At 45.6% G+C, this 23,180-nt stretch carries 22 protein-coding genes, 4 tRNA genes and 1 pseudogene; 3 read left to right on the plus strand and 24 right to left on the minus strand.

The window, feature by feature from the left end; translation table 11 throughout:
• Nucleotides 1-511: 511 nt before the first annotated feature.
• The 13 genes from G4O42_RS19405 to dnaB form a co-directional block, all read right to left on the minus strand.
• Nucleotides 512-1,708, minus strand: a complete 1,197-nt coding sequence (locus G4O42_RS19405) for a S1C family serine protease (protein WP_007614967.1) — start codon at nt 1,706-1,708, stop codon at nt 512-514.
• Between the two features lie 86 nt (nt 1,709-1,794).
• Complete coding sequence (locus G4O42_RS19410; RefSeq protein WP_007614969.1) at nt 1,795-2,589, minus strand: MBL fold metallo-hydrolase; 795 nt, start codon at nt 2,587-2,589, stop codon at nt 1,795-1,797.
• A 14-nt stretch (nt 2,590-2,603) separates the two neighbouring features.
• Nucleotides 2,604-3,443: a two-component system regulatory protein YycI gene (locus G4O42_RS19415; RefSeq protein ID WP_007614971.1), complete on the minus strand. Its 840-nt coding sequence runs from the start codon at nt 3,441-3,443 to the stop codon at nt 2,604-2,606.
• Complete coding sequence (gene yycH / locus G4O42_RS19420; RefSeq protein WP_032875419.1) at nt 3,430-4,788, minus strand: two-component system activity regulator YycH; 1,359 nt, start codon at nt 4,786-4,788, stop codon at nt 3,430-3,432. The genes G4O42_RS19415 and yycH overlap by 14 nt, the downstream gene beginning before the upstream one ends.
• On the minus strand, nt 4,778-6,613 hold the full coding sequence (gene walK, locus G4O42_RS19425; RefSeq protein ID WP_004393106.1) for a cell wall metabolism sensor histidine kinase WalK: 1,836 nt from the start codon (nt 6,611-6,613) through the stop codon (nt 4,778-4,780). Before walK ends, yycH begins: the two co-directional genes overlap by 11 nt.
• A 6-nt stretch (nt 6,614-6,619) precedes the next feature.
• Nucleotides 6,620-7,327: a cell wall metabolism DNA-binding response regulator WalR gene (gene walR, locus G4O42_RS19430; protein ID WP_004393104.1), complete on the minus strand. Its 708-nt coding sequence runs from the start codon at nt 7,325-7,327 to the stop codon at nt 6,620-6,622.
• A gap of 337 nt (nt 7,328-7,664) precedes the next feature.
• Nucleotides 7,665-7,737, minus strand: a tRNA-Phe gene (locus G4O42_RS19435).
• 36 nt (nt 7,738-7,773) lie between these two features.
• Nucleotides 7,774-7,850, minus strand: a tRNA-Asp gene (locus tag G4O42_RS19440).
• A gap of 84 nt (nt 7,851-7,934) precedes the next feature.
• Nucleotides 7,935-8,006, minus strand: a tRNA-Glu gene (locus G4O42_RS19445).
• A gap of 8 nt (nt 8,007-8,014) precedes the next feature.
• Nucleotides 8,015-8,090 (minus strand) — tRNA-Lys (locus tag G4O42_RS19450).
• A gap of 202 nt (nt 8,091-8,292) precedes the next feature.
• Nucleotides 8,293-9,585, minus strand: coding sequence for an adenylosuccinate synthase (purA, locus tag G4O42_RS19455; RefSeq protein WP_012118894.1), 1,293 nt, complete (start codon nt 9,583-9,585; stop codon nt 8,293-8,295).
• Nucleotides 9,586-9,823: 238 nt separating this feature from the next.
• A complete protein-coding gene (locus G4O42_RS19460; protein WP_032875416.1) occupies nt 9,824-10,237 on the minus strand; it encodes a VOC family protein in 414 nt (137 codons plus the stop codon).
• 117 nt (nt 10,238-10,354) lie between these two features.
• Nucleotides 10,355-11,719, minus strand: a complete 1,365-nt coding sequence (gene dnaB, locus G4O42_RS19465; RefSeq protein WP_004393100.1) for a replicative DNA helicase — start codon at nt 11,717-11,719, stop codon at nt 10,355-10,357.
• 170 nt (nt 11,720-11,889) lie between these two features.
• Here dnaB and G4O42_RS19470 point away from each other — a divergent pair, with 170 nt between their 5' ends.
• Nucleotides 11,890-12,087: a DUF2188 domain-containing protein gene (locus tag G4O42_RS19470; protein ID WP_007407900.1), complete on the plus strand. Its 198-nt coding sequence runs from the start codon at nt 11,890-11,892 to the stop codon at nt 12,085-12,087.
• A gap of 30 nt (nt 12,088-12,117) precedes the next feature.
• On the opposite strand, the gene G4O42_RS19475 is transcribed toward G4O42_RS19470, so the two are convergent.
• Nucleotides 12,118-12,327, minus strand: coding sequence for a hypothetical protein (locus G4O42_RS19475; protein ID WP_015418617.1), 210 nt, complete (start codon nt 12,325-12,327; stop codon nt 12,118-12,120).
• Between the two features lie 118 nt (nt 12,328-12,445).
• Between G4O42_RS19475 and G4O42_RS19480 the strand changes: the two genes are divergently transcribed.
• Nucleotides 12,446-12,589, plus strand: coding sequence for a YycC family protein (locus G4O42_RS19480; RefSeq protein ID WP_014306172.1), 144 nt, complete (start codon nt 12,446-12,448; stop codon nt 12,587-12,589).
• Nucleotides 12,590-12,671: 82 nt separating this feature from the next.
• Nucleotides 12,672-12,896 (plus strand): annotated as a pseudogene (locus tag G4O42_RS20060) (mannosyltransferase YkcB-related protein); the annotation flags it as partial.
• 79 nt (nt 12,897-12,975) lie between these two features.
• On the opposite strand, the gene G4O42_RS19490 reads toward G4O42_RS20060, so the two are convergent.
• The 10 genes from G4O42_RS19490 to G4O42_RS19535 all read right to left on the minus strand — a co-directional run bounded on the left by G4O42_RS19490 (nt 12,976) and on the right by G4O42_RS19535 (nt 23,083).
• Nucleotides 12,976-14,268: a glycosyltransferase family 4 protein gene (locus G4O42_RS19490; RefSeq protein WP_032875409.1), complete on the minus strand. Its 1,293-nt coding sequence runs from the start codon at nt 14,266-14,268 to the stop codon at nt 12,976-12,978.
• 22 nt (nt 14,269-14,290) lie between these two features.
• Nucleotides 14,291-15,346: a phosphotransferase gene (locus G4O42_RS19495; RefSeq protein WP_032875406.1), complete on the minus strand. Its 1,056-nt coding sequence runs from the start codon at nt 15,344-15,346 to the stop codon at nt 14,291-14,293.
• Nucleotides 15,339-16,526, minus strand: coding sequence for a carboxylate--amine ligase (locus G4O42_RS19500; RefSeq protein WP_032875403.1), 1,188 nt, complete (start codon nt 16,524-16,526; stop codon nt 15,339-15,341). The genes G4O42_RS19495 and G4O42_RS19500 overlap by 8 nt, the downstream gene beginning before the upstream one ends.
• Nucleotides 16,516-17,850: a glycosyltransferase family 4 protein gene (locus tag G4O42_RS19505; protein ID WP_032875399.1), complete on the minus strand. Its 1,335-nt coding sequence runs from the start codon at nt 17,848-17,850 to the stop codon at nt 16,516-16,518. The genes G4O42_RS19500 and G4O42_RS19505 overlap by 11 nt, the downstream gene beginning before the upstream one ends.
• A complete protein-coding gene (locus G4O42_RS19510; protein ID WP_004393067.1) occupies nt 17,847-18,503 on the minus strand; it encodes a PIG-L deacetylase family protein in 657 nt (218 codons plus the stop codon). Before G4O42_RS19510 ends, G4O42_RS19505 begins: the two co-directional genes overlap by 4 nt.
• Nucleotides 18,504-18,590: 87 nt before the next feature.
• Entirely contained in the window at nt 18,591-19,289 is a 699-nt protein-coding gene (locus tag G4O42_RS19515; RefSeq protein WP_077723107.1) for a protein kinase family protein, read from the minus strand.
• 6 nt (nt 19,290-19,295) lie between these two features.
• Nucleotides 19,296-19,745, minus strand: coding sequence for a 50S ribosomal protein L9 (gene rplI, locus G4O42_RS19520; RefSeq protein WP_004393063.1), 450 nt, complete (start codon nt 19,743-19,745; stop codon nt 19,296-19,298).
• A complete protein-coding gene (locus G4O42_RS19525) occupies nt 19,742-21,721 on the minus strand; it encodes a DHH family phosphoesterase (protein WP_007407911.1) in 1,980 nt (659 codons plus the stop codon). Before G4O42_RS19525 ends, rplI begins: the two co-directional genes overlap by 4 nt.
• Before the next feature lie 30 nt (nt 21,722-21,751).
• The gene (locus G4O42_RS19530) at nt 21,752-22,687 is read right to left on the minus strand and encodes a YybS family protein (RefSeq protein WP_032875396.1); all 936 of its coding nucleotides are present in this window, start codon (nt 22,685-22,687) and stop codon (nt 21,752-21,754) included.
• Nucleotides 22,688-22,930: 243 nt separating this feature from the next.
• Nucleotides 22,931-23,083, minus strand: coding sequence for a hypothetical protein (locus G4O42_RS19535; protein WP_004393059.1), 153 nt, complete (start codon nt 23,081-23,083; stop codon nt 22,931-22,933).
• Nucleotides 23,084-23,180 lie beyond the last annotated feature (97 nt).

Genomic DNA, 23,180 nt, shown 5'->3' on the forward strand with positions numbered 1-23,180 from the left:
GATGTATCAGCCTGTGTTTATTTTTTTCGCTTCCCCTTCTATTATTCGCTTTTATCTGAAACAAAACGGAATCTAAGCTGAATTGGTGAAAGTAAACGCTCAAAACGGAGCCATCTGCAAATAACAACAAAAAAGCTGCCGGCAGTTTCATCTGCCGCTTCAATTCAGCAGCACCAGTCTGTTTCAATCACAAAGTTCTAAGTTCATGTCTACCTTTTTCTAAATATACCCATTTTTTAACTGAACGTGTTGTGACCCGCGTTCAGTTCTTTTTTATGGCCTCTGAAAAAAGGCATAAAAAAAGCGCCCTGAAAAAGGACGTTTGGTATGACATGTTTCATGTTCTTAAATTCTGCATTCTAAAATAATTCTTCCTTCACATTCACCTTCAATTTCATTCAATACGATGATCACATCAGCCGTTTTCATGTGTTTCACCTCCCGTTTTCACAATAGTATAATATTAACAAATAAATCAATAAAAAACAGCCCGGATATCCGGGCTGTTTTTTTATTTTTGTAATCGATCCGCTTCTGTCAGTTTGACTTCCGCTGTTTTTTTCTTTCCCGAACGGTAGAACGTGATGTTCACACGGTCGCCGATCTTTTTGCGATACAGGCGCTCACGGAGATCCACAACGTCATTGACCTTATGTCCGTCGAACCCGGTAATCACGTCGAGCTTTTTCAAACCCGCTTTTCCCGCCGGTGAAAACGCGTCGACACCCATAATGACCGCCCCGGTTTTAACGCCTTTCGGAAGTTTCAGCGTCTGGCTCCAATGGTAACTCGCAATATCCGTTAAGGATTTCATCTCAATACCGAGGAAAGGCCGTCTGACTTCTCCGTATTTTTCTAAATCCTGAATAACGGGAATGACAAGCTTTGACGGGATGGACAGGCCGATGCCTTCAACGGCGGATTCAGCGATCTTCATTGAGTTGATGCCGACCACCTTGCCCGATATATCCATCAAAGCGCCGCCGCTGTTGCCGGGGTTAATCGCGGCATCGGTCTGCAGCACTTCCGCATTCCAATCCGGCTGTCCGTCGCCGTTTGAGTCAACAGGCACCGCCCTTTCCGTGCCTGAAATGATCCCCTGTGTCACTGATCCCGCAAATTCAAGTCCGAGCGGATTTCCGATCGCAATGACCGGTTCTCCGACTTTGACCTGATCGGAATTGCCGAACTGGGCGGCCGATTTGATCTTATCAGACTTCACCTTCAGCACGGCGAGATCCATCAGACGGTCGCTCCCGATCAGCTCAGCAGGCACGCGTGAGCCATCCTTCAGGCTGATCTCAATCTCAGTCGCACCTTCAATGACATGGTGATTGGTTACGATATAAGAAGTGTTTCCGTTCTTTTTGTAAATGACGCCCGACCCGCTTCCCGCTTCGCCGCCCTCTCCCCAAATATCGGTCTTTTGGATATTGAGAACGCCGACTACCGAATCCGATACACGGCTGACCATATTCGTGACAGCGTCATTGACATTTACGTTGACTGTTTTCACCTGTTCGCTGCCGAGACGCTGGCTGGTGCTTTTGCTGCTTTCCCCATGGTCTCCGCCTGTCCAGTACGGCAGCAGGAATGCCATGAGCGCGGCCCCGACGATGACGCCGATCAGACTTGATAGAAAGTACCCTCTCTTGCTGCGGCGGGGCTGTTCGGAGGCGTACTGTTCATCATCGCGATTATAATCCACCCTATCTCAAATCCTTTCAAGGTTACTCGATTTGCTTATAGTGTGGGTCAGATCGCGGATTAATAATCATGATTCATTTGGAAAAATTACACGGCGCACAGCGGCGTCGGGATTTTCGGATCGGTATCAAATAACTGAAACGTTTCCCCGGCGACAAATCCTTTCGCAGCCAATGTCTGCTGCACGGACATTCTCGCCAGTTCCTTCATATTGTTGTCTTGGCTCAGATGCGCCAAATAGATGCGCGATGTGCCGTCGCCAATGACATCAGTCATGGCGAGCGCCGCATCTTCATTCGAGACGTGGCCGACATCGCTTAAAATCCGCCGCTTAATGCTCCATGGGTATCTGCCCATTTGCAGCATGCCGACATCATGGTTGCTTTCAAACACAAACACATTGGCCGAACGGATAATGCCTTTCATTCTGTCGCTCACATACCCGGTGTCCGTCATCAGCGCGAGCTTTCTGCCTTGGTAGTGGAAAACATAAAACATCGGCTCGGCCGCGTCATGAGAGACGCCGAATGACTCGACATCAAGCCCGCCGAAGGATTTCACGCTTTCCATCGGGAACAGAAACTTTTGTCCGGTATCCAGCTTGCCGATCTGATTCTCCATCGCTTTCCACGTCTTTTCATTGGCGTAGACGGGAAGTCCGTACTTTCTCGCAATGACGCCGAGCCCTTTAATATGGTCGCTGTGCTCGTGAGTGACAAAGATGCCGTCGACGTCGTCTATCTTGCGGCCGATTCTCTCCATCAGCCCGTCCATCGCTTTACCGCTCAGGCCGGCATCCACCAGAAAAGAGTGCTCATCTGTCTCCAGATAAAACGCATTTCCGGTACTCCCGCTCGCAAGCACGCTAAATTGCAAGCCCATTGTGTCTCACTCCATTATTTATTTTGATTGTTATCAATGACTGTACTTTCCAATGCGTTCACAGTGTACGTTTGCAGTGTCTTTTTCTTCGTCCCTTTTGACTTATCTTCGATTGTAATTCTCCATACCGGCGCCAGCACCTGCGTACTTGTCAGCGGATATTGGGCAATATAGCCGAACTTAACGCTTTTAACGGCGCAATTCGCTTTTAAGTAATTTTGAGAATACAATAATTCGACCGCATCAAGCTCAGGAATCAGGCTCTCCGTCTGGATTCGCTTGAATGACTCCAGCATGGTCTGCTCGTAAGATACGACCTCGTTTTTATCGTTCAGATGCAGAATCACCTGTCCGATCGCATCCGTGGACGAGTCAAAATCCTGATATATAAACTGGCCGTCATACATCTGGTAAAAAATGATCTGTTTTTTATCCTTGTCGACTTTCCACAGTTTATATTTTTCACCGCCGGTTATTTTAGAGCTGACGAGCGATTCCGCATCCTCCTGCGGTTTTTGCTTCGATAAACCGACCGGATCGGTAAGTTTCATTTTCAGCGTCGTAACCTTATGATCATCCGCCGGCATCTCCATTAAAGGCTTTTGATCTTTCAAAGCATCAATATCTTCTGCGGTAAATACCTTTTGGCCCGCCGTCAGCCGGTAGCCCGTCGCGGAATCAGAAGACAGGTTGCCGAAAGTGATATGATCCATCTCCATGTCTTTTTCCACATTTGAATTTTTAATCACTTCGTATTCACTGCTCGAGCGTTTTTCAAAAAACTGATAGCCGAGAAAAATATCGAGGATGAGGAAGGCAATGATGAAGATCGTTTTTGTCTTATTCCACTCCATTATCGTCCTCCTCCTTCCCCAGCAGATCTTTCGTAATCGGGACGATCTTCCCGTTGATTTTCATACTCCAGACGGGTTCCAGCTCAACGAGATCATTCGTTGATGAAGAGACCATTTGATAGGACAGGAAGATCTGGTCGATTTTGTTCACGTCGTATTTATCCTGCTGCTCCAGCAGAGACACAACCTCATTGCCGTTCATCATTTTTACGTCTTTTGTTTTAATCGGATTCGGTCCGAGAACATAGTTCGGCCGCTTGTAGCTGAGAACCTCGTCATTGGCCCATTGCAGGGTCAAAACAGGTCCGGATCCGAAAGGCTTAGACATGCTGTTGATCACAGGCATTTGGTCTTTAAACATGTAGAAACTCAGCTGCTGGTTATCACTCACATTGAAAAATTGATAATGATCCGTCCAGCTTCCCGTATCCTCTAAATATTTATAGCTTTTCTTAATCAGCTCGCCTGTTTGATAAGAAGCGCTTTGTGCCAGGTTCCGATGCTGGAATTGAATCTGCCGCTGTGTCGAATTGATTTCCAGACGGCTGATTCCGTCAGTCAGCACATTCCGATTGTAATTCGGGTCTTCTCTGACCGTGCTCGGATCATTAAAAAGTGTCTGCTTAAACAGGTTCGTCTTAATGGTTTCAGTAATAAATTCTTTTTCCTTCATATTAAACCGCGCATTCGGCATGAGAAATTCTTTGCTTTTTCCGACCGAATAGAGGTGGTATAACGGCATACTCGACTTTTTGCTGTACAGCTCATTCATCAGATTGCGGTAATTCGCCGATTCCACAGTCACTTCCAAAATCAGCTGCTTGCTGTATGAGACCATGTAAATCTTTTTATTTGTCTTATTCTCATTAAATGGAATGACAATATGGTCAAATGAGCTGTATTCCATTGACGGATTCGACCATTTAAACATCGTTTGGAAGAAATCAATCGGAATGGTGTCATTGAATTGCAGATCGAGCTTTGCCGAGTTGCCGTTTCTGCCGTAAAGCCAATTTTTAAAACCGAGCTTGTCGTATTGATCGGAAATATCCTTCATCCCTTTTACTTCCCATTGCGGCAAATCCGCCCACAGGTCATTAAAGAGCGTCTCATCATTCACTTTGTAATGAGAGCCGTTTGTATGAATAAACATATCCCGGGGTTTTACCGTTTGCGATACTTTTTGGCTCGTTTTATCAATTTTATGCTTTTCCCGGACAGTCGATTTGGTTGAGGCCGTGCCTTCTGAAAAATTGGGCTGGAATGTCCAAATTCCCCATGTTAAAACAAGACTAATGACGACCAGCACTGACAGTATGACTGTTTTTATATTTTCACGCCTCATCCCAATCATCCTCTTGCTCTTCTTTATATGGAAGAGTAAATGTAATCTTCGTTCCTTTGCCTTCTACACTGTCGGCCCAAATGTCTCCGCCGTGAGCCTGAACCATCTCTTTTGCAATCGCAAGGCCGAGCCCGGTGCCGCCGAGTTTTCTTGTGCGCGCTTTATCCACTCTGTAGAAACGGTCAAAGACTTTTTCCACATCTTTTTTCGGAATGCCGATACCTTCATCTTTTACGCTGATATAAAGCAGCTCTTCTTTCTCATTCACATCGACTGAGAAAGTGACATGTCCGCCTTCCGGTGAGTATTTCAGTGCGTTAGAAATGATATTATCGAGAACCTGCGTCACTTTATCCTGATCAATCTCCACGTACAGATTTCTGTCCGGAAGCTCGCGGATAAATTCGACATGCTGTTCTTTCGTCATTTCAAAACGATCGATAATCAGTGACATAAAGCGGATCATATGAATCCACTCCCGATTAAACTGATAATCTTTGCTGTCGAATTTAGAAAGCTGGAGCAGGTCGTTCACCAATCTGATCATGCGCTCAGTCTCATTTTGGGTCACCATTAAGAAACGAGGAGCGATATCTTTGTTTTCCCACGCGCCTTCCGCAAGCGCCTCTAAATAGCTTCGCATGGTCGTCAGCGGTGTCCGCAGCTCATGAGACACGTTGGCAACGAACTCTCTGCGTTCCCGATCGAGTTTTTCCTGTTCGGTGACATCATAAAGAACCGCGATTAAACCGTCGATTTTTCCGTGCTCTCTCTGAATAACGGAAAAATTCACCCGCAGTACAGTCGTCTCATCGTCACGTTCGATCTCCAGCAGCATTGAATCCTGCTGTTCTACTAAATCCTCAAATGTAAAGTTCTCTTTTATGCCCAATAAAGACGTGATCGGCATCTCTAAAGCCGTTTCACGTGAAACATTCAGAAGCTCAAGCGCAGGGCTGTTTAAAAGAATAATAGCCCCGTTGCGATTCGTAGCGATAACACCGTCCGTCATATACGCGATAACGGAAGAAAGCTTTCTTCTCTCCCCTTCCGTCATGGCTTGGGCATCTTCAAGCTCTCTCGTCAGATGGTTGAATGTCGTTGCGAGCTGACCGATTTCATCATGCCCGTATTTCCGCACCTTTCTGGAGAAATTCCCTTTTGCCAGTTCCATCGCCTGCTTACGCATATCCGACAGCGGATGGGTAATGGTGCGGGCGAGAAATATACCGAGAAGAGCCGTCAGAACAAGGGCTAAGCCTGTTCCAGAAGCAAGAATCGAGTTGACGGTTTTCATCTGGTTAAAGGTATCTTCCATACTGGCCACGACATAAATCGCGCCGACAACTTCCTGATTCTCTGTGACGACAGGTTTCGCTGAAATCAGCACTCTGTTTTTGCTTTTAGGATCATAATATTTTTTTGAATAGGCCTGTTTTGTTGAGAAAATCCGTTTAAAAATCGGGTCAGTCGTCTGTTTCCCCGCTATTTCCTCGCCATAAGGCCTCGAAGAACCGACGACCTCATAGCTTTTATCAACAAATGTAATCTCCCGTATTTCATTATTCTTCGTAAAATCATTCAAAATCCGTTTGACGTCATCTTTAATGACGGTGCTGTCATTATCTCCTTTATATTCCTGCTCAATATAATAGGATAGATTGTCAATCCGCTGATTTAACGATAATTCATAGGACTTGAGAAGAGAATTCTCCACCTGTTTCACAAAGTACACGCCGATAATCTGCATGGCGATGATAATGAGAAGCACATAGATCAGCGTGATCTTAAACTGAATCGACCGAAAAAAACCAACCTTATTCATCGCCGGTTAGTCCTGTTCAGGGTTTCTCAAGTAATAACCGACACCCCGTCTTGTGACGATCCAGTTCGGATGGCTCGGATTATCCTCGATTTTCTCGCGAAGGCGGCGCACTGTTACATCCACCGTTCTCACGTCACCGAAATAGTCATAGCCCCACACAGTCTGCAGCAGATGCTCACGCGTCATAACCTGTCCGATATGTTTGGCTAAGTAATGAAGCAATTCAAACTCACGATGGGTCAGCTCGATCGTTTCTTCTCTTTTTGATACGACATAAGCGTCAGGGAAGATGACGAGAGAACCGATATGAATGTCATTAGAAGCTGATTCTTCCTCAGCCGGCGCAACCGTAAGCTGGCGGCGCAGGTTCGCTTTGACGCGGGCCAGAAGCTCACGCGTGCTGAAAGGCTTCGTGACATAGTCATCCGCTCCGATTTCAAGCCCGATGACCTTGTCAATCTCCGAGTCTTTTGCCGTCAGCATAATAATCGGCATATCATATTTTTTCCGGACTTCCCGGCACACTTCAACTCCGTCTTTATTCGGAAGCATAATATCTAAAAGAATTAAATCAGGCTGAAGCTCCTCCACCATTTCCACGGCTTCGTTTCCGTCGTACGCACAATGCACGTCATAGCCTTCTTTTCTTAAATTAAACTCTAATATATCTGCAATCGGTTTTTCATCATCGACTACAAGGATTTTCTTATCCATCATCTTGATTTTCCTCCTGCCAGAATGACTTCATTTCATCTATTGATGTTTCATGATGATCACAATTCGGATCGTGAAAAACGTTCCCCGTCTATTATAACGGTTTCAGGTCAAAAGATAAAAAAATTAAAGAGAACAGCGCAAAAACGTATTGAACTGCCATCCTTTTGTCATGTTTTTTATTTTCTTTTAAAAAATAATATTTTTTTGAAACCTCACGAAAAAAAACGCCGTCTAGTGTTTGACGTCTTCTTCTGGGCCGGCTGAAAAGCCGGCTCTCCCTTTTTTTATAACAAAAGAAAAAACGCACCTACTATTGCAGATGCGTTTGGGTAAGTGGCTCGGGACGGAATCGAACCGCCGACACACGGATTTTCAGTCCGTTGCTCTACCAACTGAGCTACCGAGCCAGATGTTTCTTTTCTATACTATAAAGTAAAGTAAAATGGCGGTCCGGACGGGACTCGAACCCGCGACCTCCTGCGTGACAGGCAGGCATTCTAACCAACTGAACTACCGGACCTTACAGTAATTTGTCCGGAGAGCCGTATCGTGGCGGCCCTCCGAGGACAAATAAGGAGTTAGCAATAACGCTAAAGTAAATCAATGACCCGTACGGGATTCGAACCCGTGTTACCGCCGTGAAAGGGCGGTGTCTTAACCGCTTGACCAACGGGCCATAAAAAGTGGTGAGCCATGAAGGACTCGAACCTTCGACCCTCTGATTAAAAGTCAGATGCTCTACCAACTGAGCTAATGGCTCTTGATGTGTCGGATTATGTATCATAGAGCATTGAGACAAAAGCTTTCTTGCAGTACTCTATTGAAGCTGTTCCGTAACAACGAGATTTATAATATCATAGAACATTCGAAAGTGGCAACTACTTTTTTGAAAAAAATCTATTATTTTTTTCCTACATAAAAAAACAAGCCTCCGTGACCGGAGGCTTGTTTGCTGCAAATTCTTAGTTAGCGCGGTATACACTGCGGATGACGTTCGTTTGTGAACGGTCGGGACCGACAGAGAAAATAGAAAGCGGAATACCTGTCAGCTGAGACACGCGTTCCAGATAATGGCGCGCATTTTCAGGAAGATCGCTTAATGTTTTTGCGCCTGTGATATCTTCCGTCCAGCCAGGCATTTCTTCATATACCGGTTCACACTCTGCGAGAGCTTTCAGACTTGCCGGAAATTCTTCAATCACTTCACCTTTGTAGCGGTAAGCGACACAGATTTTCAATGTTTCAATGCCAGTCAGCACATCGATTGAATTCAGAGAAAGATCTGTGATTCCGCTGACGCGGCGGGCGTGGCGGACAACAACGCTGTCAAACCAGCCGACACGGCGCGGACGGCCTGTCGTTGTGCCGTATTCGCGTCCGACTTCACGGATTTGATCTCCGATTTCATCTTTCAGCTCAGTCGGGAAAGGACCGTCACCGACACGGGTTGTGTACGCTTTAGATACACCGACGACGTGCTGGATTTTTGTCGGGCCTACGCCTGAACCGATCGTCACCCCTCCGGCGACCGGGTTGGATGAAGTGACAAACGGGTATGTCCCTTGGTCAATATCAAGCATAACCCCTTGAGCGCCTTCAAATAAAACGCGGCGGCCTTCATCCAGCGCGTCATTTAAGACGACGGATGTATCGCATACATACTTTTTAATCTGCTGGCCGTATTCATAATACTCATCCAGAATATCTTCAATTTTGAAGCCTTCCGTTTCATACATTTTTTCAAGCAGACGGTTTTTCTCTTCAAGGTTCCGTTCAAGCTTTTCTGCAAACACGTCACGATCTAGCAGGTCTGCGATCCGGATGCCGATCCGCGCCGCTTTGTCCATATAAGCAGGTCCGATGCCTTTTTTCGTTGTGCCGATCTTGTTGGCCCCTTTGCGTTCTTCTTCTACTTCATCCAGTTTCAGATGGTATGGAAGAATGACGTGGGCTCTGTTGCTGATTCTCAAGTTATCCGTGCTCACATTGCGTTCATGAAGATACGCAAGCTCCGTTATGAGCGCTTTCGGATCAACAACCATTCCGTTCCCGATGACACACGCTTTTTCTTTATAAAAAATTCCTGATGGGATTAAATGAAGCTTGTACGTGACGCCATCAAACTTGATGGTATGTCCTGCATTGTTTCCGCCTTGATAACGTGCGATCACTTCTGCATTTTCTGATAGGAAATCTGTAATTTTACCTTTTCCTTCATCGCCCCACTGCGTACCTACTACGACTACTGAAGACATATATCCGTGCACCTCCGTTAACCTTTCAAAACGATGTCTCATTCAAACAAATTAAGTGTATCAGTGCCGAAACAGAAAGTCAATCTTAAATCCGAACATTAAAATCTTATCAATCTATATTTGTTCGCCTTAAACATGATTAAAAGCGTTTTCTCTTTCATTTGCTATCTATTACTCCCGAAACTTTCATGCTTTAATAAGAAAAAGAACCCGTAATCAGGGTTCTTCAGACAGTCATTTATATGCCGCTTGTATTCATCAGGACGACCCGCCAGCCGTCAGGATCTTCGATGGTCACGCCTTTTTCTTTCCAGTACGGGTTTTCGGGTGCTTTCTCCTCATATCCCATCTGCTTTAATTTCGTGCTGATGCGAATGACCTCCTGCTGATCCTGGATGTAAAAGACAAGCAGGCTGTCGCCGTGCGGAACGGGCGCTGGTTGAGACGAGCCGGTTTCTTCGGTGAATTCTAAGTGATATTGCGTATGGGGCAGGCCGAACATGACACCGCTGTAGCCTCTATGTCCGGAAAAGCTGCCGACCCTCTTCAGCCCGAGGCCCTCTTCATAAAATCTGATGATTTCCTTAAGCTGTCCGGTCGGCCGGGCAATCCGGATTTGCGCCGCTTGAAATTGCGGAAATTCAATTGTCATCATCATCCCTCCCTTCATGCCATTATATAAAAGCGCTTTCTTTTTTTCGTCTGCCGAACGGACGGCATTCTCTCATTCTTTCGGATGAAAAAAAGCCTCAAGACATTGCTTGAGGCTTTACGCACCTGCCGGAACACCGCCGTCATCAAAGCGCCTTTCCAGGTTTACGAACTTATTATATTCTTTCACAAAAGCCAGTGAGACGGTGCCCACCGGGCCGTTACGCTGTTTGGCGATAATGATCTCGATGATGTTTTTGTTTTCGGATTCTTTATCATAGTAATCATCACGATACAGGAAGGCGACGATGTCGGCATCCTGCTCAATACTTCCCGACTCACGGATATCTGACATCATCGGACGTTTATCCTGCCGCTGCTCAACACCCCGGGAGAGCTGAGACAGAGCGATGACCGGGACTTCAAGCTCCCGCGCCAGCGCTTTTAGCGCCCGTGAAATTTCCGATACCTCTTGCTGGCGGTTGTCGCTCGAACGGCCGCTTCCCTGAATGAGCTGCAAGTAGTCAATTAAAATCATGCCCAATCCGTTTTCCTGCTTCAGCCGGCGGCATTTTGAACGGATTTCGCTGACGCGGATGCCGGGGGTGTCATCTATAAAGATACCGCTGTTTGACAGGCTTCCCATCGCCATCGTCAGCTTGCCCCAATCTTCTTCCGTCAGATTTCCCGTTCTGAGATTTTGGGCGTTAATATTCCCTTCGGCGCAGAGCATACGCATGACAAGCTGCTCGGCACCCATCTCAAGACTGAATATCGCGACGCTCTCATCCGTTTTGGTGGCCACGTTTTGCGCAATATTTAAGGCGAACGCCGTTTTCCCCACAGACGGACGGGCCGCGACAATGATCAAATCATTCCGCTGAAACCCCGCCGTCATCCGGTCAAGCTCGATAAAACCGGTCGGAATCCCGGTAATATCGCCTTTCCGGTTGTGAAGCTGCTCAATGTTGTCATATGTTTGCACAAGCACGTCTTTAATATTTTGGAAGGCGCCCGAATTTTTTCGCTGCGCGACCTCCATAATCGTTTTTTCCGCATCGCTTAATAAATCTTCAACTTCATCCTCGCGCGTATACCCGTCTTGAGCAATCGAGGTCGCCGTTCTGATTAAACGGCGGAGAATGGATTTTTCCTCAACGATTTTCGCGTAATATTCTATATTAGCCGCTGTCGGAACGGAATTCGCGATGTCCGTCAGGTAAGAGACGCCTCCCACCTCTTCTAACAAATCGGTATTCGCAAGCTCTGACGTTACCGTGACCAAATCAACCGGTTCACCGCGGTCTCCGAGCACGAGCATGGCATTGTAAATTTTTTGATGTGACATTCTGTAGAAATCATCCGGAATCAACACTTCAGAAGCCAGTGTCAACGCAGACGGCTGTAAAAAAACAGCACCTAACACGGCCTGCTCAGCTTCTATGTTTTGCGGCGGCAGCCGATCATTCAGAAGGTCTGTCATGCTAAGCACCGTCCTCTCCTTAAAAAATATCCAAACTCCATTTTACCATTTCTCATGAAAAAGAATAGAAAAATATCACTTTCCCTGTATTTGTCAAACAGCGGCTGCGTGTTTCGCCATTCTGAATGCCGGGAAACTGATAAATAAATCGAAACCAGGAGGTAAGAAGGATGAAAACATATGCAGTAACACCCAGTGTTGATGCGGACGGATGGTTTGTGAAGGTGGAAAATGTGGCGCCGACGGCTCTTTATACATCAAAGGACGCGGCGATCGAGAAAGCGGAGCAGACGGCTAAAGAGAACAGCCCGTCTAAGCTTGTCATTTATGATCAGCATAAAAACATTGAAGAAGAACGGTCCTTTTAAGAAAAGCCTTCGCCCGAGCGAGGGCTTTTCTTATTCGATGAAACGGATGTGCAGCACCGTCTGCGCCATGAGATCGGCCGTTTTTTGATACAGCTCCCATTCTTCACAGGCGGCGAATACTTTCATCATGTCCTGCAATGTCTGTTTCAGTATGATAAATTCGTCAATTGTCCGCAGTTCTGCGGCTTTTTTCTGATAATCAGCCAGCTTCAGCTGTAATAACATCAATGGCGATTGCATAAAAAACCTCCCCCATTCTGTTATAAAGCCCCGCTTTTCAAACCTCCATTCCTTTGTCATATCCTCTTACGATAGATTTCTGATTTTAGTACAATAAAGAAACGGAAGGAGTGATCACATGAAACCGCTGCAAATTTCCGCCGAAACGGCGCAAAAGCTCGCAGAATCACTGAATATGCCGCTTGAGAGAATCATGCACATGCCTCAGCACATTCTGCTTGCCAAATTAGCTGAAATCCAAAAAGAGAACGATCACAAATAAAGGCTGCTCTCTCATATATATGTGCGGGAGGCGGAAGCGATGGCTTTCCGCCTCTTTTTTCCGTAAAGAAAATTTTGGTAAAACAGTCTCACAGCTGAAAAAACTTGTTGATGATGGAAAAGTGAAGTATTTCTTATTATCCGGAAACAGTTCAGGCAACACGAAGCTTGTCTCATGGATTAAAAAGAACGGCACAAAAATCTCAGCTGACCAATACAGCACCGGAAAAACAAGCTCAGCCCGGCAAGGAATGACAGGCGGCCCGGGCGGACAAAGTCAGCAGACTCTGTATGAGATGAAAAAATAGTTCGGAAAGAGGCTGGATAGTTAAACACCGGCCTCTTTATTTTGCTCTTGAAGCACCTGTCATGCGGCGCCGGTATCATTCAGAAAAATGATTGATAAATCCTTTCTATTTTTGAAACCATCAGTTCCTGACGCAGATGCCGGCCCGCATAGGAGCGCGCTTCTTTTCCAAGCCGTTCCCTGAGAGACTGATCCGTAATCAGCATTACGAGAGCATCAGCAAGTTCGCGGCTGTTGCCGGGCTGACAGATAAGCCCTGTGGCCTCATGCCGGATCATCTCAGGGATTCCTCCGCAGTCAGTTGCGACAATGGCTTGACCTGAGAACATCGCTTCGATGATCGCTATAGGGAAATTATCATTCAATGTCGGCAGGACAAATATAGATGATTCAGCCAAAAGCGCCGGCACATCACGTCGTTTTCCGAGGAAAAACACATTTGAGAGGCCCAGTTTCCGTTTCTTTTCCTCCAGAAACCCTCTCATGTTTCCGTCTCCGATGATCCATATATCAACTCCGGATAAATGGTGCCGGATGCGGGCGAGAGCGTCCAACATCACATCATGTCCTTTTCGCTCGGTCAGACGGGAAACGCACGCAATCACGAGCTTTTCAGCACGTTTTGACTCAGGGGCATCCTGAATGTCAATGCCGGTATGAACAGTCGTCAGCTGAGCCTCCTTCGCTCCGTACTCCAGCAAGGGCTCGTGAAAGGAGTCGCTGATTGTAATGATTTTATCCGAAGCCCGAATACCCTGCCTTTCTATTTCACTGAAATATGCCTCTTCTATTGAACCCTTTTGGATTTTATGAAACTTCATCCGGCTTTTCGTAAAATGTCCGTGCGGCGTGAAAAAAAGAGGACGCCGATACGCTTGATTAAGGTATCCCAGCAAAAATACCGCAAATAAATCCTGCGCGTGAAACAGGTCATATTGTTCTAAGTCTTTCTCCTTCAAAAATCTTTGAAAGACATGTAAATAGCTGAGATTCTTCACAAACTTTTCATTTGCGGCGCCGTATCTGCCAACAAGAAACGCTCTGATCTCGTCAGCGGCCCGCGGGATATCTTCCTGAAAAAAAGTTGGCGGCATTTGGAGCGGCGAGATGACATCCGCCTGATGACCGATGCGCTCAAAACCGGTCTTAATTGATGTGATATAACTCGCCAACCCTCCGACATTCGGGTAACGGAGAAAGGTTGCGTACAGAATACGCAATGGCTTTTTTCGTTTGGGGGAGCTTTTTCCTTCCGCACAGAATGAATACAGCATCTCTGGCTCACCTTGATGTTCGATCCCGTAAGATTGATCCATGACGCGCAATAAGGCTGGAGGCACCAGACCGTTCGGCTTGCCAATCTCTTCTTTCAAATCCGCTCCCCCTCTCTCAAACTTATAATCCTAATTCCCGTCCCCATTTTGACACTTTGTCAACATGATACGGCAGCAGTTCCCCTCCCCGATTGTCGAAGATTCTCCGCAATTGGGTATGAAGCCCTTTCTCAAGTGTTCTCTGCAAATAAGCCATTTTATAAAGCGTCATAGGAGGGGTCTGAAAATGAATGCCCCGCTTTTTCATTTCTTTCGTATACACTTTTACGCAATACGTCCGAATATCTTCTGCGTGCCGGCTCCAATCTTTTCTGAAGCCAAGCAGAATTTCGACCAGCACCGTCATATCAAACCAAACCGGCGCGTATTTTGCGGATTCCCAATCGATGAATTGAATATCCCACGGTTCATGTCCGGACGCATCGTGGGTGCAGATATTCTGCATATGAAGATCACCGTGTGTGATGGCTGAGCCGTTTTGTATCAATTCAGGGAAAAAATCCGGCTCCTCTTGCTCAAGCAAGTTTGTGATTTGCCGATAATGAGGCTTCACGATATCTTTTGTGCGCTCATCTTTAAGAGCTCTATCCAATAATTCCGCTGTCTTTTTGATCTGCTTTTTACGCCCTTTTCTCATGGTTTCCGATTCGTATACCGGCAGCCACGACCGCCATTTACCGTCAGAAATATTCTTGTTTTCAAAGGTGCGGCTGTGCAGTTCTGCGACAGACGGAATAATATACTTGAAATGCTTCGGGTGAAATGTAAGCTGTCCCCTGATCTGGCTGACAAACTCCATAAATATCCACGTTTCATGGTCACTTTCTTCTATATGATAGATGTCCGGCAGCAAATCCCCTAAAACAGAACGGGCTTTCCCGTATATATTAATCTCGACCTTGTTTTTTTCACGGGAAGATTTATATACCTTCAATATCAGCGGAACAGTGCCGGATTTTTTCTTTACAGACAGTTTATAAATGGAGCTTCTGTCCGTTGATTTCAGGCATGTGATGTCATCCGGATTCACCGCAGCCCTTTCACCGAACGAATACGACAGTTTTTCGTCAATTCTCAGTTTTTGAAATGCGCCATACAAAATCTCCTTTTCATACATGCCGATCTTCCTTCCGCTTCCGTTTCCAGCTGTTTTTGAGATGAGACCAAGTGTTTCTGATAAATGGCATCGGGTCATTCCAAGCAAAAAGAGCGTACTCTTTTTTTCCTTTACACCCTTTCCAAAAATCCCGGAACGTCATTTCTCCTCTTTTTCGTTTCTTCAAAAACGTTAAGAAGTAACGCACCTCATAAATCCAGTTGATTCCGTCTTTTTGTTCGAGCTGGGGCTTCACATGTTGTCCGGTCAAATACAGATAGTACATGTAAACGAAATGAATGCCTGCCGGTTCTGTCAGGCTATGGCTGAGCCAAAAGCGCGGATTAATTTCGATAAACTTGTAAACATTGTCCCGGGGATCCTTTTTAAATTCCGCCATGCCTACTCCCTTCAGCTGAATCGCTTCAAAAAACGGCAGGGTCTTCTCGATTAAATCAGGAAGCCGTTTGCTGACGACGTGGGCCCCCGCGCCAAAATCAGCAGGGAATTGATGGTTCTTTTGCAGAGAGAATAAACCGATTAATTTCATTTGGTCATCATAAAAAGTGGCGACTTTATAAAAACACTGGTTGTCTCCGGGGATGATCTCCTGTACGAGCAGTTCTCCATTTTCTCTGTAGGAGCTGAACTCCTTGCGCAATTGTGCGGCATCCTTCATTACAATTGCTTTTTTGTTTACTTTTTTTCTGTATTCATGGCCGGCCACCGGTTTTAAAATACACGGGAAGTCAATATTGGCGATGGCCTCTTCCAGCTCATCCCGGTTGTTCGGAAAAAAGGTTTTCGGGCAGGGGATGTTATGCTTGACCGCTAATTCATATGCTTTGCTTTTATCTAAGACCGTTTCTAACAGAGAGCGGCTCGGGAGCAAAAATAAAAAAAAACCGGCTAATGTCTCGCGGAATTTAGATATAAATCCCGCATAATCATCAGATCCTGCGTACAGAACCGGCTTTGCTTGGAATCGCTTCCCGAAATCAGTCAGGAATGTCAGCAGTTCTTCCTCTTGTGTTAAAGGGCTGGGACATATCCCGCAATCTGCCAATCTTGATTTTCCGATACGATAAGGTCCCTCCGTGTCAAACGCGTAAACATCGATTCCTCTTCGGGCCAGACTGCGAATGATCCCAATCCCGTTTGCACTGAAATCAAGTACAACGGCTGCATGTTCATGTTTCATGATCTCCCTCCGAGCTGTTGGTATTTTGATAAATCGATTCGATATTTTTTATCATCGTCTCACTGCTTAAATATTTCTCCGCGTAGGCCTTTGCGTTTGAAGCAGCCTTCTCCCGCGCAGATTTGTTAGAGATAAAAAACGCTAAAGCCCGGGCAAGAACCTTTGCATTTCCCGGCTCGACAATAAGTCCCGTTTTGTTATGGCGGATCAGATCCGGAATACCCCCGCAATCGGTCGCGATGATAGCCGAGCCGCTGAACATCGCTTCAATAATCGAGATGGGCAGACTATCATTAATGGTCGGCAGTACGAATATATCCGTCATATTCAAAATAGCGGGAACATCATCTCTTTTTCCTAAAAAGGAGACCATAGATAGATTCAGTTTTCGAGCCTGTTCCTCTAAGGCGCTCCTCATCTCTCCGTCGCCCGCGATCAGCACTTGAACATGTTCAAGCACATCAGACGGAATTCGTGAAAGTGCGTCAAGCAAATGATTATGTCCTTTTCTCGGGCCTAATCTTGCAATACACGAGATGATGATCTTATTTTTCGGCAGCGGGATTTTTCTTTTCCCGCCTGTTTTTGCATCGTAATCGATTCCTGTGATCACCGTTGTCATGTCTTCCTGTTCGGCTCCGAGCTTCATGAGCGGGCTGCGGAACGTATCGCTGATAATAATCAGGCGATCTGCGTATTCAATGGCTTTCATCTCTAGTTTTTTATAATAAAACTCTTCTACCGATCCTTTTTTAAAGATGTGAAATTTAAGTCTGTTGAAAGTAAACATGCCATGCGGTGTGAAAAATAAAGGTTTCTTATAGATTTGATTGAATCTGCCTAATATATTGGCTGTAAATAAATCTTGAGCATGAAACACATCATATCTTTCCAAATGAATCTTTTGAAGCATTTGCTCGTATATAAACATCAGCCTATTATTTTTCAAAATATGATTGTTATAATCCCCATATCTGTCCTTAAAGAAATCTTTTAACTTCGGAACAACAGCCGCCCGCAGTTCTTTTACCTGTGCGGACGGAAACAGATTAGGGGAGATGACATCGACCTTATGACCCCTCTTTTTCAGGCCTTCACTAAGCGTTTTAATATAGTTTGATAAACCGCCCGTGTGCGGGTAGTCCCAAAACGTGGCAATCAAAATGGATAACTTCTTTTTTTTCCTGTATAACCGCGGAATATGATGTTCATGTTTTAACTGTGTCTTTACTGCCGCCTTTTTTTGAGGGAGCGTTTTGACCCCGTAGTAGCGGTCAAGCGTCTGAACCATATACGGATACGGGACGGAAAATGTCTTGATCATTTCCAGATCCTCCGCACGACTTCAAAAGCTTCAGCGTATTCTACACCCGCCGTCATCCCTCTGACTCTTCCTAAATGTTTAACGCCTTCATATGAACGGGGATGAGGGTAATCCCTCATTTCTACGTCATAGTGGTGAAGCGCCGCGAGTTTGGCATCCATTGTGTCTGTGATGTTAACGAAGTAATTAGGTTTGAAGAGTTTATCAGCCGTATTCCTCTCCCACTCGCTTGAAGATAGCGTTTCGAACGTAAGCAGTTCGATAGGCTTTTGATTCGGAAGCGGTCTGGCGGCTGTTAAAACTGCTTGGAATGTTCTCTGGTGGTCCATATTGATATCGCCGTAATGATGTGTAAAGATTTTATCAGGCTGATAGACGCGAATGAGCTGCTCTAATTCTTTGACAAGCTTATGAAGAGGGATACATTCCAGCTCTAAATTCGTATGCTCCAAAAAGATGACTTTCTCAATTCCAAGCTCTTGATTCGCGCGTTCGCCTAATTGTTTAATATGATGAGCTTCTTCTTTTCTTCCTAATGCCGTAATAATGGAAATCACTTTATATCCTTCATTGATCAGCCGTTTTATGGTGCCCGCTGCTCCCAATAGTTCATCATCGGGATGAGCGCCGATAACCATAATGTATTCTGCCATTTTTTCCACACTCCACCAAACAAATGTTACAAATATCATATGACGACCCTAAAAAAAGGAAACTTACATATGCGGATTTTCAGAAACTTACATGTGCGGCTGCCATTCCAGGTAACGTGACGGATTTAATTTTTTTATAGTGTTCAAAAACTCATCCGCCAAGCCGTATTTGTCCAGTCCTTTTAATAGTTTTACGGGAAACCGGGTAATGGCGGAAAAAGCTCTTTTATGGTCGATGACCTTAAGATTTCCGTGTTCGTTAATCAGAATGTGCCTGATTTCGGCATCCCATCTGGTAAAACCGATTCTTTTTAATTCATCCAGCATATTTAAAATATCAGCAGTCAGTTTGACGGACAGGGATTTTTCTTTTCTGATATGGCGGGCAAGAGAGGTGCCTTGGACATATTCCATCACAATATAACGATCTCCGTATTCATACAGTCTTGGAATCACCGGGGAACCTTGTCCGGTCTTTAAAGCCGCCAATTCCTTCTTGCATGTCCCTTTTTCAAAGAAGTATTTTATGCATTTGTTGTGTGTTAAGCGGTAGACTTCCCCGTCTTTTCCGTCTCCGATCAGCGGATAATGCTCCAGCGCCTTTTTATTCTCCGGATTATTAAAATATGTTTCAGAAAAAAATCGTTTCATACCGACACATCCTTCGTTATGATGTAATATAATATGCAATCTGGTAGCGATCGGAAATGAAACAATCTCATCATTTTCTTGCGCTGCGCCGTCTGCTGACATAAAAAAAACCCGCCGGATCGGCGGGTTTTTCATTGTGTGTTACGCTTCTTCTTTTACGTGAACCTTCAGCACAGCCTGAACTTCAGGGTGCAGCTTTACAGGAACGTTTGTATATCCCAGTGTGCGGATACCGTCTTGGAGCTCCAGTTTCCGTTTATCCACTTTAATCTTATGCGTTTTTTGCAGCGCTTCTGCGATCTGCTTGCTTGTGACAGACCCGAACAGGCGGCCGCCTTCACCGGATTTGGCACTCAGCTCAACAGTCAGCTGTTCAAGCGTTTCTTTCAAATCTTTCGCTCTTTCAAGCTCGGCAATCGCTTCTTTTTTCTCTTTTTCTTTCTGTCCTTTCAATGCGCTGATGTTTGTCGCATTTGCTTCGACAGCGAGGCCTTTTTTAATGAGAAAGTTATGTGCATAACCGTCTGCTACGTTTTTCATTTCGCCTTTTTTTCCTTTACCTTTTACATCTTGTAAGAAAATAACCTTCATCTCTGAACGCCTCCCTCAAAATATTCATCAATGGCTTCCTTCAGCCGGACGAGCGCTTCTGAGACAGAAATGCCCGATAACTGGGTTGCCGCATTGGTTAAATGCCCTCCGCCATCCAGCGCCTCCATAATAATCTGCACATTGACCTCGCCCAGCGATCTCGCACTGATGCACACCGTATGCTCATCCCGTCTGGCTACCGCAAATGAAGCTTCCACTTCACTCATCGATAAGAGGGAATCAGCCGCCTGCGCAATCAGCACCTGGTCAAAGTACTCCTCTTCGTTCTCAGGAAGAGAAGCAATCGCGATATGTTCTTTATAAAGAGACGTATGCTGGATCAGCTTCGCCCGCTTGATATAAGAACCGACGGATTCTTTGAGAACTTTCTGCACCAGAACCGTATCTGCGCCTTTCGCTCTCAAATAAGAAGCGGCGTCGAACGTCCGCGAGCCCGTGCGAAGGGAAAAGCTCTTCGTATCCACTATTATACCAGCTAACAGGGCCGTCGCTTCAATCATATTGATTTTGAGCCGCTTCGGCTGGTATTCAAGCAGCTCCGTCACGAGTTCTGCGGTGGATGAAGCGTATGGCTCCATATAAACGAGCAGCGGGTCTTTAATAAATTCCTCGCCTCTGCGGTGGTGGTCAATCACAACGATGTGCTCGATTTTGTTCACGAGACGCTCTTCCATCACAAGGGATGGTTTATGTGTATCAACGACGACAAGCAGCGTGTCATCATTTGAAATTTCCATCGCCTCTTCCGGCGTGATGAACCGCGACCACAGCTCTTCATATTTCTTAATTTCTTCAATCAGGCGCTGAACGCTTGATCCGATCTGGTTCGGATCAATGACGATGTAGCCTTCTTTGCCGTTGGCCTGCGCCACCTTCAATATTCCGATTGCGGCTCCGACCGCGTCCATATCAGGAAATTTGTGCCCCATAATAATGACATTGCTGCTTTCTGAGACAATTTCCTTGAGCGCGTGAGAAATCACCCGGGCGCGCACCCTTGTGCGCTTCTCCATCGGATTCGTTTTGCCGCCGTAAAATTTCACCTTGCCGTTCGGCATTTTGATCGCCACTTGGTCGCCTCCGCGGCCGAGAGCCAAATCGAGGCTGGACTGCGCCAGATCTCCAAGCTCCTTCAAGGAAGAAACCGATGCGCCGATCCCGATGCTGAGGGTCAAAGATACAGTGTGGACGGATGTTTTTTCTCGGATTTCATCCAAAATTGAAAATTTCGCGTTTTCAAGCTCCGTTAAAATGTGTTCATTTAACACCGCGATAAACCGCTCCGAGGACGTCCGTTTCAGAAAAATACCGTACTCCTGCGCCCACGCATTTAATAATGAGGTGACCTGGCTGTTCATCGTGCTTCTCGTTTGGTCGTCCAGCCCCTGTGTGACGTCATCATAGTTATCTAAGAAGATATATGCCAGCACGGTTCTCTCATTTTCGTACTGCTTTTCAATCTGAATCTGTTCTGTCACATCAAAGAAATAAAGCAGGCGCTCATCTCTTTTAATCACTACTTTAAACTTCCGCTCATTCAAGGTGATCGTTTCCGAATCGACCTCCTGCTTGATCAGCGGCACGACGGCCTCGCATGTGTCATATAGCGAGCGTCCGACGAGCGTGCTTTCATTAAAACAGGAAGACAAAAACGGATTCGCCCACTCAATGTAATATTGATCATTAAACAGCATAATCCCGATAGGCATTTCCATTAATGCCTCTTCGCCTACTTTTTTCAATCTATACGATAACGTGGAGATATAATCGTCAATTTCTTTTCTGATCAGAGAATCCGCACGCTTGATGAAAAACAAGATCACGGCGAGCAGCACAACACCGATGGCTCCTATCAGCCAGTTAAAGTAAATGCTGATGAGGATTATGATGATTGACAATGCAATCAATGCATAGATGGGATACCGAAACAACGGTTTTTCATAAAAACTAGGCATTTCTATCAACTCCCCACCTGTAAGTCACACTCAATTTCGCGTCACCTTATTTCTTATGTTAAAGCCTATGTCAATGATGCCTAAGAGGAGATACACGGACAAGATGAGCGGAAAAAGCACCCCCAGCACAATTGCTAATACAGGCACGGCTTTCGGCATCTCCATCTCATGGCAATAGAAAAAAATAAACGCTAATCCTTGAATACAAATCAGCAAGCTGAGAATAAATCCCCCATTCAATGAAACCGAATACAGCATATGCCCTTTTTCTAAAGGCAGAAACCCTAATATCGTCACAATAAAATACAGAATGACAACGCTTTGCGGGAGTTTGAGATCTCTAAAAGGCTTCATCTTCGGAAGATCAGGGGAAAATCGCCGTAAAAGCGGCCTTGCCATAGCATAACTGAGGAAAGAAAAAACGATGCCGGTCAATACGAGCACTGTCGGAAAAAGATATTGAACCGTGCTCAGCTGACTTTCCATCAGCTTGATCTGCTTCCCGAACTGGTCTCCGTAACCCAGCTGTTTTGACATGGTATCAGCCACAGACAGCGACTCCCGAAGCTGGGACATGGTGGTATCAACCACATTCATGTTAAGGAACACGATGCTGACCACAAAAAAAACGACGCCGCACAGCACATACGCCATAGCGCCGGCAGCAACCGCATAGCCGGGCTTTTTCTTTTTAAAATAATATCCCATGGCAATTCCCGTACAGGCCGCCGTAAAAGCGCCTGTAAGCCCGGTAAACGAACTTACAATAAAGCTGACAGGAAGGCTGGCAAGCCCCATCCATACCCCGGGCTTCAGACCGTTCCGAATGGTGTAAAGAATGATCGGCAGCGGCAAAGCAAAGAAAAGAATTGCCCCCAGTAAAGGGAGGTACACGACCAAAAGGGAAATGATTGCAAAAATACTGATCAAAATGGCGCCTTCTATTAGAGCCCTTGTATTTTTCACTTACTCACCTCAAACCTTGTATCATTCGAACATACGAATAGAAAAGAGCAGCTTAGACGACTGCTCTTTTGACGCCGCAATGTCTCTTTCAAGACCTGAATTTTCCATAAACTCTCCAAAATACACGTATATATTTTAACATAAGTCGAAATCGCAAGTAAAATGAGCGCGGACAGCCGCAATGTTCCATGTGAAACATGAAAACAGACAAACGGACATCCCAGTGAAAGAATGCCCGTTGTATCAGTGATCCTGATCATCCATGAAACCAGAAGTATCTCTGTTTTTCTTTTTGGTTTTTCGTACATATAACAAGACGATAACGATAAGTAAGAGAGTGGTCGCCTGCAAAACCCCGCTGCTGAAAAGGAAGAAGTTCTTTATCATGTCCCACATATAGTTTCACCTCTATTTCGTATTTCCTTTACATTGATTTTCCCTTTCTGGAAACTTCAAAACATCAGGAACAACATCGGAACCGGGGCATATGCTG

Origin of the sequence: Bacillus sp. LUNF1, from assembly GCF_011008975.1 — a bacterium.
Lineage (GTDB): Bacteria > Bacillota > Bacilli > Bacillales > Bacillaceae > Bacillus > Bacillus velezensis.

Excerpts from the sequence above, each read along its gene's own strand:
- G4O42_RS19410 (WP_007614969.1), bottom strand. The coding sequence starts at position 2,589 with ATGGGCTTGCAATTTAGCGTGCTTGCGAGCGGGAGTACCGGAAATGCG.
- G4O42_RS19415 (WP_007614971.1), bottom strand. The coding sequence starts at position 3,443 with ATGGAGTGGAATAAGACAAAAACGATCTTCATCATTGCCTTCCTCATC.
- yycH (WP_032875419.1), bottom strand. The coding sequence starts at position 4,788 with ATGAGGCGTGAAAATATAAAAACAGTCATACTGTCAGTGCTGGTCGTC.
- walK (WP_004393106.1), bottom strand. The coding sequence starts at position 6,613 with ATGAATAAGGTTGGTTTTTTTCGGTCGATTCAGTTTAAGATCACGCTG.
- walR (WP_004393104.1), bottom strand. The coding sequence starts at position 7,327 with ATGGATAAGAAAATCCTTGTAGTCGATGATGAAAAACCGATTGCAGAT.
- purA (WP_012118894.1), bottom strand. The coding sequence starts at position 9,585 with ATGTCTTCAGTAGTCGTAGTAGGTACGCAGTGGGGCGATGAAGGAAAA.
- G4O42_RS19460 (WP_032875416.1), bottom strand. The coding sequence starts at position 10,237 with ATGACAATTGAATTTCCGCAATTTCAAGCGGCGCAAATCCGGATTGCC.
- dnaB (WP_004393100.1), bottom strand. The coding sequence starts at position 11,719 with ATGACAGACCTTCTGAATGATCGGCTGCCGCCGCAAAACATAGAAGCT.
- G4O42_RS19470 (WP_007407900.1), top strand. The coding sequence starts at position 11,890 with ATGAAAACATATGCAGTAACACCCAGTGTTGATGCGGACGGATGGTTT.
- G4O42_RS19475 (WP_015418617.1), bottom strand. The coding sequence starts at position 12,327 with ATGCAATCGCCATTGATGTTATTACAGCTGAAGCTGGCTGATTATCAG.
- G4O42_RS19480 (WP_014306172.1), top strand. The coding sequence starts at position 12,446 with ATGAAACCGCTGCAAATTTCCGCCGAAACGGCGCAAAAGCTCGCAGAA.
- G4O42_RS19495 (WP_032875406.1), bottom strand. The coding sequence starts at position 15,346 with ATGTATGAAAAGGAGATTTTGTATGGCGCATTTCAAAAACTGAGAATT.
- G4O42_RS19500 (WP_032875403.1), bottom strand. The coding sequence starts at position 16,526 with ATGAAACATGAACATGCAGCCGTTGTACTTGATTTCAGTGCAAACGGG.
- G4O42_RS19505 (WP_032875399.1), bottom strand. The coding sequence starts at position 17,850 with ATGATCAAGACATTTTCCGTCCCGTATCCGTATATGGTTCAGACGCTT.
- G4O42_RS19510 (WP_004393067.1), bottom strand. The coding sequence starts at position 18,503 with ATGGCAGAATACATTATGGTTATCGGCGCTCATCCCGATGATGAACTA.
- G4O42_RS19515 (WP_077723107.1), bottom strand. The coding sequence starts at position 19,289 with ATGAAAAACCCGCCGATCCGGCGGGTTTTTTTTATGTCAGCAGACGGC.
- rplI (WP_004393063.1), bottom strand. The coding sequence starts at position 19,745 with ATGAAGGTTATTTTCTTACAAGATGTAAAAGGTAAAGGAAAAAAAGGC.
- G4O42_RS19525 (WP_007407911.1), bottom strand. The coding sequence starts at position 21,721 with ATGCCTAGTTTTTATGAAAAACCGTTGTTTCGGTATCCCATCTATGCA.
- G4O42_RS19535 (WP_004393059.1), bottom strand. The coding sequence starts at position 23,083 with ATGTGGGACATGATAAAGAACTTCTTCCTTTTCAGCAGCGGGGTTTTG.